Here is a 13,631-nt window from a genome sequence, read left to right on the forward strand (position 1 = left end):
TAAAACGAAATGATTACGATTAAAGAATGTAAACTTAAGAAAGGAAACGTAAATGAATGAATTCTTTGAGGAGCTTTAGTCAAGAGATGACAGGGATACTATTATTCATGTTATTCATTGTTCTTTTTTTAGCGGGAGATTGGGTAAAAGATTATATCCCTGACGAGTTTCTTACTTCTTCGATGGTGAATGTCATTACGATATTCCTGAGTATCTTGTTAGAAGCGATCCCTTTTATCTTAATTGGTGTCTTCGCATCCGCACTTATTCAAGTCTTTGTTTCTGAGAGTCTATTACAAAGAATCATTCCGAAGAGGTTCCCTTACTTGGCACTGTTTCCTGCAGCTGTAGTCGGAGCATTGCTTCCTGTTTGTGAGTGTGCCATTGTACCGGTGGCAAGAAGGCTGATCAAGAAAGGAATGCCTGCTCATCTTGCAATTGTCGTTATGGTGACGGCACCTATTTTAAATCCGATTGTATTCGCTTCTACTTATTATGCGTTCCAAAATAATATGACGGTTGTCTGGGGCAGGATGGGGATTGCTTTAATAGCAGCCTTGATCATTGGGGCACTATTGTACAGGTTTTATGGAAAGAGAAACCCGCTTATACAGAAAGAGCATGATCACGGGCATCATCACGGTCACTCTTCCAATAAACTAATGCAGACGATTGTACATGCCAGTGATGAATTTTTTGATATGGGGAAATTCCTTATCATCGGAGCATTCGTTGCAGCGGGATTTCAGACATACCTTGATAGAGAACTGTTAGTGGGGGTAGGGACGAATGAGGTACTTGCGCCGGCAGTCATGATGGGGTTTGCGTATATTATTTCTCTATGTTCGGAGGCTGATGCATTCGTGGCGTCGTCGTTCGGCAGTATATTTTCTGCTTCTTCCATTTTGGCATTTCTAGTATATGGTCCGATGATTGATTTCAAGAATACTTTATTGATGCTTGCATACTTTAATAAAAAATTTGTACTGATCTTTATTGGGGTCGTGACGATTGTTGTGTATACATGCACATTGGTATTCCAATTATTTGTATAAAGGAGGCGAGAGGTATGAAACCATCCATACAATTCCATACATTCATCCGGGGAATCATCTTAATCGGGTATGCCCTTTTGGTATTGAAGTTATTCTTAACGTTTAATTTACAAAACTTTGTTGCACCCAAAATGCATGGTTATATGTATTTTGCTCTGGGGGTTTTCATTCTCCTGGGGGCGACCCAAATCATCCGGGGTACATCTTCAGCTTCTGCAAAAGATCACAATTGTGATTGCGAAGCTCATGAACTGCCGAAAGGGTTCATCCGATCCAGCGTGGTTTACGCCCTATTCATTTTTCCAATTGTGGTGGGGTTCCTGCTGCCGGATAACTTATTAGATAGTTCCGTTGCGGCTAAAAGAGGGGTGAAAGTAGGGAATAGCCTATTTTCAACACCTCCATCCGGTGAACAAAAAGGGTTAAATCAAGTTGAGAGCTCTGAGAAAAGTTCGACTGAAACTGAGCCCACTCTCAGTCCGTATGATGAGTTTCCTGTGGAAAAGGATTTCGACAAGTTGAAAGAAATCGTAAATAAGAGAGAAAAAATAATCGTAAGAGACGAACAATATATTCAGACATTAAGTATTGTAGACGAAGAGCTGGACGATTTCGTCGGAAAAGAAATTCAGCTTACAGGCTTTGTGTATAAAGATGAAGGATTTGCAGAAGATGAAATGGTGATTTCCCGCTTTACCGTTACGTGCTGCGTAGCAGATGCTTCTGTTTATGGATTGTTGGCACGGGATTCAGGACTGAGTAAACTTGAACCCGATACGTGGATTAACGTCAGTGGCGTAATTGATAAGGTGGATTTCAATGGTCAGGAAATGCCGGTTCTAAAGAATCCCGTGTTTGAAGTAATAGACCCTCCTGCTAATCCATATGTAGAGGAGTTCTATATTAAAATTGAATAAACTAAAAACATCCTTACTTATGAGTAAGTGGGGATTTTCTTATAATGAATAAATCGTAATCATTTCGATTAAAGAACAGGAGTTGTTAGAATGAAAGTACCAGTAACAGTATTAAGCGGTTATTTAGGATCAGGCAAGACGACATTATTAAATCATATTTTACATAATCGGGAAGATAAGCGAATAGCGGTTATTGTGAATGATATGAGTGAGGTGAACATCGATGCCACCCTGGTGAAGAGTGGAGGGTTCACCAGAACAGAAGAAAAATTAGTGGAGCTTCAAAATGGTTGTATTTGCTGCACGTTAAGGGAAGATTTAATGATTGAGGTCCAGCGATTGGTCGAACAGGGGAATATTGATTATATTGTGATCGAGTCTACCGGGATTTCCGAACCCATTCCTGTAGCTCAAACATTCACTTATCTGGATGAAGAGATGGATATAGATCTGACAAGTAAAACAAGACTGGATACGATGGTGACGGTTGTGGATGCCAACCGATTCTGGCATGATTTTGCAAGTGGAGAAACCTTACTGGACCGTAAGCAGGCAACGGACGAAGGGGATACAAGAGAAGTAGTGGATTTGTTGATTGATCAAATCGAGTTTGCGAATGTAATTGTGTTAAATAAAATAGACTTAGTGGAAGGAGTGGATGTAATAGAATTAAAAGCTGTTCTTCATAAGTTGAATCCGGAAGCGAGAATCATTGAAACTTCACATTCTAGCATTTCATTAGATCAAGTACTGAACACTCGATTATTTGATTTTGATAAAGCGAGCCAGGCAGCCGGTTGGATAAAAGAGTTACAAGAAGAACACATACCCGAGACTGAAGAATATGGAATTTCTTCTTTTGTCTATCGTCGGAATAAACCATTTCACCCAGAACGTTTCATGAAATGGATGGAGGAGTGGCCGGTAGACATCGTGCGTGCAAAGGGCTTCTTTTGGCTGCCGACCCGTAACGACATGACCGGCTTATTATCCCAGGCAGGTCCATCGATCATCATTCAGGGAGCAGGGGAATGGGTGGCTGCTTATCCTGAGAATGAGAGAAAGGAAATCCTGGCTGAAGAAGTGGAATTAGCTGAGAGATGGGATCCTGTTTATGGGGATCGAATGAACGAAATCGTATTTATCGGTCTCGAGATGAACAGGAAAGAAATAGAGCAGTCATTAGATAGCTGCTTGTTAACAGAAATAGAAATGACAGAGGATTGGACGGAACTTAATGACCCGATCCCTGCTTTTACGGTGGAGGGTTGATAGACGAAAAAGCCAGGCGCTTGCACGTGCCTGGCTTTTTTCATTCGTCTTCTTTTTGTCTCATCGTATTAATGACGAATTATGAAACTGGACTTTTGAATAAGATACGAACATGGAATTTGCAACTTTATTCCTATATTTAACATTCCTACTGATATTTTGATTCTTCTAAACGATAATGAAGATAGGATATCTAAAGGGAGGTAAAGAAATTGCATGAGAAAATGGATGGGATACAGAGTTCGTCAGGAATACCGGGCAGGTGGTTTGTGGATGAAATAGCAGACGGGTCGGAGGGCTATCCGATTTTATTCATTCATGGAATTCATACCTCGTCAGACACATGGGTACGAGAAAATGATTTATTGGAATTCACGCGGAAATTTGGGCACCAAGCCGTTTTTATTGATTTGCATCCAGACGAAGATATGTGGAAAAATGGGGAGCTTTTAGAGAGGAAGCTTCGTGAGATTTACGACTATTTTAAGAGGAAGGTAGTGGTTGTGGGGCATAGTAAGGGAGGAATCGATATTCAAACAGCATTGGTTCATTATGGTGCCGGACCCTATGTAGAGAGGGTCATCACTCTTTCGTCCCCTCACCATGGATCAGAGCTTGCAGACCTTGCCTATAGTAAATGGGCCGGCTGGTTAACCGATGCTTTAAAAAGTAAAAATAATGCCGTGTTCTCCATGCAAACGGGATATATGAAATCTTTCCGTTCCCAGACGGATGAACTTGAACTTTCCAAAGCCACCCCATTCTATACATTCGGTGGTACAGGATGGGGAGGGGTGAATTCTGAACTGTTTTGGGGTGGGTTATACTTAAGCCGATTTGGACAAAGTGATGGAGCGGTGCTGGTAACAAGTTCAAGCCTTCCTTATGAGAAAGAGGTGCAGGTCCAAGACTGGACTCATACGACGATAAAAGAAGGCGGGGAGATTTTCCCTTATTTGAAGGATTTCTTAACAGAAGAGGTGCAAGAGGTATCCTATTCTGCCGTGAGCGAGCATGCAAAAGAGGGAGAAACATCGGTCCTCCATAGAGGCGGGGCATTTATGGGTGTTGGAGTGGAGAAGTTTTCTGTCGAGGAAGAGGTAGAGAAAATCTCGGTGGACTGGATCAGTGATCAACAGGATACGAGATATGAGCTCATTAGTCCGAACGGGCAAGTGTATAAACAGTTCATGATTTCGGAAGATGCGACAGGCTTTTTCCCTGGCGCTTATCATCATTCCATGATCATTTCCAAGCCTCTTTTGGGACAGTGGGAAATGAGGGCGCATAATAATCAAAGTGAAAAATATATGCTGACCATTCTGTTTCAGAAAGGGGTTAGTAAGGAGTGGAATCAGTTGGCAGGGGATGAAGAATCTTTAATGGGCTCATGGAGTGTACACGACAAACCTGTGAAGAAAACATATACCATTCACCATATCCCAACGAAGAGCGGAAACAAAAACCAAACCACCCTCATTACAACTGAAAATCTATCTTTACTGCCACTTGCTGAATTTGAAGAAGGAGTCCATAACATCACCATCGATATAGAAGGGGAAACCCAGGAAGGGAACCAATTTCAGAGAACGATGATTCAAACGGTTTATGTTGATGGAAAGGGGAATGCCTATTAAATGTTTGAAGTGACATTCATCATGAAGGTTAAAAACAAGGTCCGTCCCTCTGCATAAACGGGGACGGACCTTTGGGTTATAGTGCGCTTAGGAATTCTGTTACTTGTTCTGGTGTTTTGGCGTTGGCGCTGTGCAGGTGAGCGATTTTTTCTCCGTTTTTGTAGACAAGCAGGCTTGGGATGCCCATGACGTCATATTTTTCGGCGATTTCAGGGAATTCGTCTTTATTGATGTCGTACCATTTATATTGACCGAAATTTTCCATGATTTCATCAATGAACATATCCATACGACGGCAGTCGGGACACCAGTCTGCGTGGAATTTCACGATCACCGGCTCTGCCGAAGTGATTAGGTCTTCAAAGGTTTCTTTGTTTTTGATTGCTTGCATGTTGTTAACCTCCCTTATTTCATTATTTTATACAAACAAACGATCATTTGTAAAACGAATCATTTTTCGTCTGAACTTGCACATGATAATATGGGAATACATATTGAAGGAAAAAGGTGACATTATGCAACCGATTAAAGTTGGATTAGTAGGATACGGTTTTTCTGGACAAAGCTTTCATCGACCGTTACTTTCTCATTTGGAGGAGTTTCATATTGAAGCGGTGCTTTCATCTGATGAAGAGAAAGTGCTGAAAGACATTGAGGGTGCAACGGTGGTGTCGTCCCTTGAAGATTTACTTCAACAAGACATTGAATTAGTGGTGATCACCACGCCGAACCACCTGCACTATTCCATGATTAAGCAGGCTTTACTAGCTGATAAACATGTCGTGGTAGAGAAGCCGTTTGTAACGAATAGTGTGGAAGGGGAAGAGCTTATAGCTTTGGCGAAAGAGAGAGGCTTGCATCTTTCTGTCTTCCATAACCGACGATGGGATGCCGACTTTTTAACCATCCAAAAATTACTCAAAGAAGATGCTCTAGGACAAATCTATACATATGAAGCCCACTTCGACCGTTTCCGCCCAACTATTAAAGACCGTTGGAAAGAAAATAAAATCGAAGGAGCCGGAGTGTTATATGATTTGGGATCTCACCTTCTCGATCAAGCACTCACTCTGTTTGGTACACCACAATGGGTGCAGGCGGATGTGTTCCCGCAAAGAAATCCTGAAAAAGCGGAAGACTATTTCCACATTACACTTGGGTATGACGTATTGAGGGTGCAATTGTACTCGCGTTCCATCGTCCTTGATCCAGGACCTCGCTATCAGGTTCATGGATTAAAAGGAAGCTACGTGAAGCACGGAATGGATCGTCAGGAAGATGATTTGAAAGCTGGGAGAACCCCCCTTGATGAAGAGTGGGGACTGGAAGATGAAGAAAACTGGGGTACACTGACAACCCTATCACGGGATGAAGTGACCTCAGAAGTCATTCCTTCTGAAAAGGGGGATTATACTCAATTCTATCTGGGGGTATATGGAAGCTTAAGGGGAAATAAACCACTTTCGGTAAAACCAGAGGATGCTTTGCACGTGATCAAAATCATTGAAGCATGTAAAGAAAGTGAAGAGAGCAAACGTGTTATTCATCTGAAATAGAGTAGAAGGGCTCCCCATAATCGGGAGCCCTTCTATATAGATGCTATTCTACCGTACCAGCTTCTAAGATCTGAACTTTTGCGTCGATATTGAATCTTACCCGGGGATAAATGCTTTCTTTCCATTCTTTAATATCAAATCCGCGTACCCCGTGCTTTTGATTTTGACCGATGCCGACAGGGTCGATGCCTAATTCCTGAAACTCCTTCAGCATGGCTAAGCATTTTTCTTCGATATCCTTTTCCATTTGTTTCTCAACTTCTCCCACTTTATCAGTTGTCAATTTTTTTCCGGTATACTCTCTGACAATTCCCCTAATCTTGATTCTCATTGTCACTTCAACAGGATCAGCCTTATGTTTTATGACAAGTTTGTGCTTTGAAATCAGACTAGTTACAGAAGCCTCAACCGTTTCTTCGGCAGCTTCAGGCTTTTCCCCCATTTTGATGACATGACTTCCTTCAGCAAGTTTATCCACTAATATTTTAAAGAAAAACATATCTTCAGAAGGAATCTTTTTGACCATTTTATCTTTATCGAAGAGGGCCACACCTGAAATCGCTATACTTTCATTAGAAAGCTGCTTCAATATAGGGAGATAGGCTGTTTGTCCTTCTTGGAAATAATTAAATAGAAATAAATGTAAATTTGTTTCCGGTAACTCTCTGCGGGTAATGTTGTGTGTAATCAGGTTAGAAATATACGTCCCATTTCCCCGTAAGCCATAATTCCCTTTGATCAGGTCACCTGCATCTCCTTCTACTACCGTTACATATAGCCTTGCGCCAACACTGGCGTCCCTTTGGAGGGAATCTCCGATATCGATGATTCCTTTCTTTGCCAGTTTTTCTCCTATCAGCACGACATCCAAGCTTCCTCTTACAAGGGGCTGTTGTGCTCTTCTTTCTAATTTCTCGAGCACTTCCCGCGTAGACGATGCTTCAGCAGACAACGTTCCATTTTGGATGGATTTATCGGATAAGTAAATGGGGAACAGAGCTGTCCCTCTTATTTTATTCTCTCCTACATAATCATAGGCTTTTCCGGTTTCAACATATAAATCGTCGAGAATCTCCTTTTCTACGCATCCCGATAGGAATAGAGAACAAAAAATGATCAAGGAAAGTTGTTTCATTGTTTTTGTCTCACCTTCTTCATGATAGTCACCAGTACTAAGAGGGCAGGTATGTAAAAAAAGTTGAAATAAAAACCGATTTGTCCTGAAATCGTATTCAAGAAATTAACCTGTTTTCGATCAGTGATAAACGTTAAGGTGCATAAACAGAGAATACAAATAATGATCAATGCATGACGATGTCTTAAAGGAGTCATGCGCTTAATGGTCCTGCTGGCGCACCAGATAGCTATGCACACGTTTGGCAGAATCACTAAGCACCAATTGGCGATACCGATATATTCAAAACGTTCAACAAAGGGCATTTCAACGATTTTCCACATGGAAAGGGTGGCCCACACGGTCTTTTCTAATTGCTTTTGACTGAAAAATGCAAATGAAATGATGGCTATTAAGGTGTATATGGTCGTGGTTGTAAACAGCGCCCAATGAGCATATTTTTGCGACTTTTTCGCTTCTTTAATATATGGATAGAGCATCAGTATGGCTTCGTATCCCAGATAAGTGAGTGACATATTTTTGGTGGAGATCAAGATATCCTTGATGGTGTGATCAAATACCGGCAAGATGTTTCGGAAATCTGCGTATTTAAATGTAAACGCAAAGGTCAAGATCAGATAACTGGGTAGTACAGTTCCAAAAAAAGCGGTACCTGCAATGGTTCGGACTCCACCATTTACGATATAGTAGACAAGGATTAAGAAGAACAGTGCAAACATAAACGTACTTAATCGCGGATACATCCATACTTGCAATACCTCGATATACGTCCTCATGATCGTTATCACGAGCAAACTGAAATAGAGGGCGAATAATAAATTGAATATATTCCCAATCCACTTTCCGAAAACCAAGGTATGAGCAGATACAAGGTCCCCGCCAGATTTTTCTAAAATAAGGTACATAAGAAACATGAGAACATGAGTAAAAATACCTGCCAGGATGACAGAAATCCAACCATCATACCCCGCATTCATCGAAATGATTCGTTGGAACCCCAGAACACCTGCCCCGACTTGAATGGAATGTATAAGAAAGAAAACAAGGAATGGGGATATTTTTCTTCTATCTGGAATGGCCTGCATCTGATCACCTCCAACCTTTATTCGTCTATATCCAGCTTTTTCTTTCCTTCAGATGGACGGAATCTGTATGGTTTCTTCGTTCTTAAATATTCCGGACGTCCTGCTTGTTTACTAAATGGGAACCGGATCAGAGCGTCTTTCAGGTCCTTCATTCTCGGTGGATAGAGTGGCTCCAGGAACGGTCTTCCCAGGGAGGTTAATTGTAATAAATGTCCCATAAGTAAACAGAAACAGAAAACGATGCCTAATAATCCCCAAAGCTGCGCGAACAACAAGAAGGGGAATCGGAGCAAACGGATTGTATTACCCATGCGGTACACGGGAGTCGTAAAGGAAGCAAGCGCAGCAAGGGCAACTAAAATGAGCAGTACGTTACTCGTAATCCCTGCCTCAACGGATGCGGTCCCGATTACGATTCCTCCAACGATACCGATGGTTTGACCAACTTTGGTTGGAAGGCGGGCTCCTGCCTCACGCAATAATTCAATCGTTAATTCAAGAAATAACGCTTCTAATATAGGTGGCAAAGGGATCTCTTGTCTGGATGTTACAAGAGTGGCCATTAAATCCTTTGGTATGAGTTCATAATGATACGTCAGCGCAGCAACGTAAATCGGTGTAATCAAAATCGAAAACCCCACTGCAAATACACGCACCAGACGGAGGAATGAGGCGATCGAGAAATTCAAGAAATAATCCTCATAGGCATTAAAAAATTCAACAAGAGTCGTGGGTCCTATCAATGCGTGAGGCGATCCATCCACCATCACGGCCACCTTCCCCTCCACCAGTACAGAAGCGACTCGATCGGGTCGTTCTGAATCCAAAAGCTGGGGGAAAGGGGAATTGCTATTATCTGCAATGAGCTGTTCAATAAATGAACTATCCATGATTTGATCAAAATCCACGGCTCGTAAACGTTGCCGCATCGTATTCACATTGGCTTCATCCACTAATCCATCAAGATAGACTAAAGCGACTCTCGTGTGAGTCATTTTCCCAATATTGAATTCTTCCACTAATAGCTCTTTAATAGGAAGACGTTTGCGGAGCAGATTCAGGTTGTCACTGAGAGATTCTACAAAAGCTTCTTTCGGACCAACCACACTGAATTCCACTTCCGGTTGGGAAACCTTTCTCCCCATTTCATTTTTCGTAGCGATGAAGGCAAATTTCCGGTTGGAGGCATCCATCGTTAACAAGGTATATCCGTTAAAAAGCTTTTGTTCAATTTGTGCTTCATCTTTGGATATTTCTATATCCAGGACAGGAACCAACGTCTTTAAATCATCAAATGAATGAAAATCTTTTGAAAGTAAGGAGGGAAGAACATCCTCCTGCAGGATTTTCCCATCAATCAGGGTGGTAATAAAGTGCAGACTGAACTTGGCCCCTGTATGAGGATTCTGATAAAAGGCTTGTTTATAGTCAGCAGACTTCTCAGCTTCCTGCTTAAAGTTTTCATAGGTCTGTTTTTTCTTCGTGCTATCGGTGTTTTTCTTATTTCTAAAGAATGGAAACATACTAATCCCTCATGTTCGATGTATGGTCTATCCAATAGTGTTACCGAAAATAGGAGAATTATGAAAAAGGATGGGGAAGTGGGAAAAAACGTTAAGGTCTGCTGATTGAAAAGAGGGAATGAGTTCGTGGTAGATTTATCAAGGGTGGGAATGAAATAAAAAAGACTGGAAAAGGAATATCCCTTTTCCAGTCTCATGTCGTTATTCCTTCTCCAGGAAAAACTTCTCGATATCATCAAGCATCGCATTTGCTGCCATAACGCCACCGGCAGTGTTCCAAATAGCATCGCTTACCTCATACACTTTATCTTGTTTTGCCACTTCAAGGTTTTGGAATAGAGGATCGTTCAGCCACTCTTCGGCAAGCTTGTTCGCTTCTCCATCACCCGTTTCATAGGTGAAGTAGAATAACACATCTCCATCCATCGCCGGGATTCTTTCTTTCGTCACACCTTTTTCAGCAAAGTCTTCAACATCCTGACCTTCAGGACGGGCAAATCCTAATTGATCCAGGATCACGCCTGAGAATGAATCTTTATGGTAGATGCGTACGTCACCTGCTAAAAAGCGGACCATAGAAACTTCCTGGTTGAGTTTGTCTCCAAGTTTCCCTTTAAGATCTTCAATTCGCTGGTCATACTGGGCTAATACTTCCTGGCCTTTTTCTTCTTTGTTTACCGCTTTAGCGTATAATTCAAAGTTTTCTTTCCAGTTACCGCGTAATGTTTCTGCCATCACCGTTGGAGCGATGTCTTTCAGCTGATTGTATTGTTCCTCTTGACGCATTTTGTTCCCGATAATAAGGTCCGGTTGAAGTTTAGCAATGGCTTCCATGTTTAATTCGCTTTCAGTTCCGACTACTTCAACATCTTTCATATCGTCGGCAATATGATCGTACCATGGATCACCTGTCCAGGATTGTACGGCACCAACAGGGGTCACACCCATAGAGAGAAGAGCCTCTGTTCCTTCATTTGTAAGGATGACAACCTTCTTAGGAGTTCCTTCGATTTCAGTCGTACCCATTGCGTGTTCCACTGTATAGGTTTCTTCTTTCTTATCGCTACTTCCAGAACCCTCTTTTTCTTCTTCTTTATTACCGCAAGCTGCCAAAAATAGAAGTGAAGCGATAAGTAATAAAGATAATAAACTTCTTAATTTCATATGTATGAATCCTCCTGAAAAATATTTTATGGGTGATAATGATTATCAATTACACTTTTCATAATAGGTGAGAAGGCTTTCATTGTCAATACCTAAATGATAATGATTTTCAAAGTCATTGACGGTTGTTTCATTCTTCTTTAAAATAGTAGGAGAAGGACTGAACGTGAAATGACAATTGATTTTCCTTTCCTTATGGAATGTTCATATGGATTAGAAAGGTTAACACATAATGAAAATTCAAAAACAACTTATTCTGTATATAGGAACCATTTTCTTTCTCCTATTGTGTATTGGAATCAGCATTGTATACGGGTATACCGATACGTCGTGGAGGGTAGCGATTGAAGCGTTCACCAATCCCGATGGTTCGACTGAACATATTGTACTTCAGACGATCCGGTTACCACGGGCGCTTATTGCTGCGACAGTAGGGGCATCCCTCGCCATTTCAGGTGTCCTGATGCAAACCTTGACCAAGAATCCGTTAGCATCTCCCGGTATTTTCGGGATCAATGCCGGTGGTGCTTTTCTGGTGGTAGTGGCGGTTACGTTATTTGGTGTAACCAATCTTCAATCCTTTACATGGCTGGCATTTCTGGGAGCAGGACTGGCTGCCGTCGGAGTGTATGTCATCAGCTCCGTTGGGAATAACGGGTTGACTCCCATGAAACTGACGTTGGCAGGGGCTGCCATCACGGCGATGTTCTCCTCATTCACACAGGGATTACTTGTACTGAATGAAGCGGCGTTAGAGCAGGTATTGTTCTGGCTTGCAGGATCTGTTCAAGGAAGAAGCCTGGACATTTTAACCGGGGTCTTTCCTTATATTGTGGCAGGCTGGATCCTTGCGCTCATGTTAGCAGGAAAAATGAATATACTTGCCATGGGAGAAGATGTTGCCAAAGGGTTGGGACTCAAAACAGCCTTGATTAAATTTATCGCTTTACTCGTGGTCGTGCTGCTGGCTGGAGGTTCCGTAGCCATCGCAGGACCAATAGGCTTTATCGGGATTGTCATCCCCCATCTTGCGAGAAAAATCATCGGGGTGGATCATCGCTGGTTGATCCCTTACTCAGGATTACTCGGAGCGATTTTACTATTGGCCGCTGACATTGGAGCCCGCTACATCATCATGCCCCAGGAGGTGCCGGTTGGTGTTATGACAGCCATTATTGGTGCACCATTCTTCGTGTACGTTGCAAGGAAGGGGTTTTAACCGATGAATAGATTTATGGGGAAACGCTGGCTTCAGGACCGGGTTTCTATGCTTGTTGATCTATCAGCAATGAAGAAAATCATGATATTAGGCGTCATCACTGTACTTGTCCTTATTATGAGTACGGGAATAGGTGACTTGAAAATAGCACCATGGAAGGTCGTAAGCGTCTTCTTTGGAGGCGGAACAAGCTTAGAACAGCTTGTCGTTACGTCTTTTCGACTTCCGCGGATCATCATTGCTCTGCTCGCCGGGATGGCATTGGCCGTTGCAGGGGGGATTTTACAGGGGATGATCCGAAATCCTTTGGCATCTCCCGACATCATCGGGATTACTGGGGGTGCAGGAGCAGCTGTGGTCGCTTTTTTGACCGTTTTCAGCAACGATGATAATACCTTGATGGTCAGCATTAAATGGCTTCCTGTTGCTGCATTTACAGGGGCAGCAGTCATTGCCTTTTTAGTCTATTTCTTAGCCTGGCGAAAAGGGGTATCTCCTGTCAGACTCGTCTTGATTGGAATCGGTATTTCAGCTCTGACACAAGCTTTGACAACACTTCTTATGATACTCGGCCCTATATATAGAGCCAGCCAGGCCAATATTTGGATAACGGGTACCGTGAACGGATCGGATTGGCAGGACGTATGGATCCTGCTTCCGTGGAGCCTGGTCTTTATCCTGTTAAGCTTCTTTATAACCCGTCAATTAAATATTCAGGAACTTGGGGAAGAAATCGCTACAAGTGTTGGAGGGAACGTTCAGAGACAACGCTTTTTGCTTCTATTGATGTCAACGGCTTTAGTAGGTGGAGCGGTTGCCTTTGCAGGGGGAATTGGCTTTGTAGGTTTGATGGCCCCTCATATGGCAAGAAGAATGGTAGGATCATCTTTCGGAGCGTTACTTCCGACTGCCGCTTTTATAGGTGGAATTCTCGTGATGGTGGCAGATCTTATCGGCCGAACATTATTCCTGCCCCTGGAAGTTCCGGCCGGTGTATTTACTGCAGCGATCGGAGCACCTTATTTTATCTATCTATTATTTAAAACAAGAAATTCTTAAAGGAGTTGG

Annotated in this window: 12 protein-coding genes; 7 read left to right on the top strand and 5 right to left on the bottom strand. The window is 42.4% G+C overall.

Annotation, left to right across the window (positions count from 1 at the left end; all coding sequences use genetic code 11):
• Positions 1-56: 56 nt before the first annotated feature.
• The 4 genes from ACIFOD_RS09235 to ACIFOD_RS09250 all read left to right on the top strand — a co-directional run bounded on the left by ACIFOD_RS09235 (position 57) and on the right by ACIFOD_RS09250 (position 4,881).
• The gene (locus ACIFOD_RS09235; RefSeq protein WP_430314380.1) at positions 57-1,055 is read left to right on the top strand and encodes a permease; all 999 of its coding nucleotides are present in this window, start codon (positions 57-59) and stop codon (positions 1,053-1,055) included.
• A gap of 14 nt (positions 1,056-1,069) precedes the next feature.
• Positions 1,070-1,972, top strand: coding sequence for a TIGR03943 family putative permease subunit (locus ACIFOD_RS09240; protein ID WP_430314381.1), 903 nt, complete (start codon positions 1,070-1,072; stop codon positions 1,970-1,972).
• A 90-nt stretch (positions 1,973-2,062) separates the two neighbouring features.
• On the top strand, positions 2,063-3,244 hold the full coding sequence (locus ACIFOD_RS09245; RefSeq protein WP_430314382.1) for a GTP-binding protein: 1,182 nt from the start codon (positions 2,063-2,065) through the stop codon (positions 3,242-3,244).
• Between the two features lie 212 nt (positions 3,245-3,456).
• Positions 3,457-4,881 (top strand): esterase/lipase family protein, encoded by a 1,425-nt coding sequence (locus ACIFOD_RS09250; RefSeq protein WP_430314383.1) that lies wholly within the window; start codon positions 3,457-3,459, stop codon positions 4,879-4,881.
• A gap of 76 nt (positions 4,882-4,957) precedes the next feature.
• On the opposite strand, the gene ACIFOD_RS09255 is transcribed toward ACIFOD_RS09250, so the two are convergent.
• Positions 4,958-5,272 (bottom strand): thioredoxin family protein, encoded by a 315-nt coding sequence (locus ACIFOD_RS09255; RefSeq protein ID WP_430314384.1) that lies wholly within the window; start codon positions 5,270-5,272, stop codon positions 4,958-4,960.
• Between the two features lie 124 nt (positions 5,273-5,396).
• On the opposite strand from ACIFOD_RS09255, the gene ACIFOD_RS09260 reads away from it, so the two are divergent.
• On the top strand, positions 5,397-6,437 hold the full coding sequence (locus ACIFOD_RS09260) for an oxidoreductase (protein ID WP_430314414.1): 1,041 nt from the start codon (positions 5,397-5,399) through the stop codon (positions 6,435-6,437).
• A gap of 43 nt (positions 6,438-6,480) precedes the next feature.
• Here the strand turns inward: ACIFOD_RS09260 and ACIFOD_RS09265 are convergent, their stop codons facing one another.
• The 4 genes from ACIFOD_RS09265 to ACIFOD_RS09280 form a co-directional block, all read right to left on the bottom strand.
• Positions 6,481-7,572, bottom strand: coding sequence for a Ger(x)C family spore germination protein (locus ACIFOD_RS09265; protein WP_430314385.1), 1,092 nt, complete (start codon positions 7,570-7,572; stop codon positions 6,481-6,483).
• Positions 7,569-8,657: a GerAB/ArcD/ProY family transporter gene (locus ACIFOD_RS09270; RefSeq protein ID WP_430314386.1), complete on the bottom strand. Its 1,089-nt coding sequence runs from the start codon at positions 8,655-8,657 to the stop codon at positions 7,569-7,571. Before ACIFOD_RS09270 ends, ACIFOD_RS09265 begins: the two co-directional genes overlap by 4 nt.
• A 17-nt stretch (positions 8,658-8,674) precedes the next feature.
• Positions 8,675-10,180 carry a spore germination protein gene (locus ACIFOD_RS09275; RefSeq protein WP_430314387.1) on the bottom strand — a complete coding sequence of 502 codons (1,506 nt, stop codon included), beginning with the start codon at positions 10,178-10,180 and terminating at the stop codon, positions 8,675-8,677.
• A 201-nt stretch (positions 10,181-10,381) separates the two neighbouring features.
• Entirely contained in the window at positions 10,382-11,344 is a 963-nt protein-coding gene (locus ACIFOD_RS09280) for an ABC transporter substrate-binding protein (RefSeq protein WP_430314388.1), read from the bottom strand.
• A gap of 232 nt (positions 11,345-11,576) precedes the next feature.
• Between ACIFOD_RS09280 and ACIFOD_RS09285 the strand changes: the two genes are divergently transcribed.
• The gene (locus tag ACIFOD_RS09285; RefSeq protein WP_397552860.1) at positions 11,577-12,563 is read left to right on the top strand and encodes a FecCD family ABC transporter permease; all 987 of its coding nucleotides are present in this window, start codon (positions 11,577-11,579) and stop codon (positions 12,561-12,563) included.
• Between the two features lie 3 nt (positions 12,564-12,566).
• Positions 12,567-13,622 (top strand): FecCD family ABC transporter permease, encoded by a 1,056-nt coding sequence (locus ACIFOD_RS09290; protein WP_430314389.1) that lies wholly within the window; start codon positions 12,567-12,569, stop codon positions 13,620-13,622.
• Positions 13,623-13,631 lie beyond the last annotated feature (9 nt).

It is taken from the genome of Rossellomorea sp. NRS-1567, assembly GCF_050467885.1.
Classification (GTDB): domain Bacteria; phylum Bacillota; class Bacilli; order Bacillales; family Bacillaceae_B; genus Rossellomorea; species Rossellomorea aquimaris_C.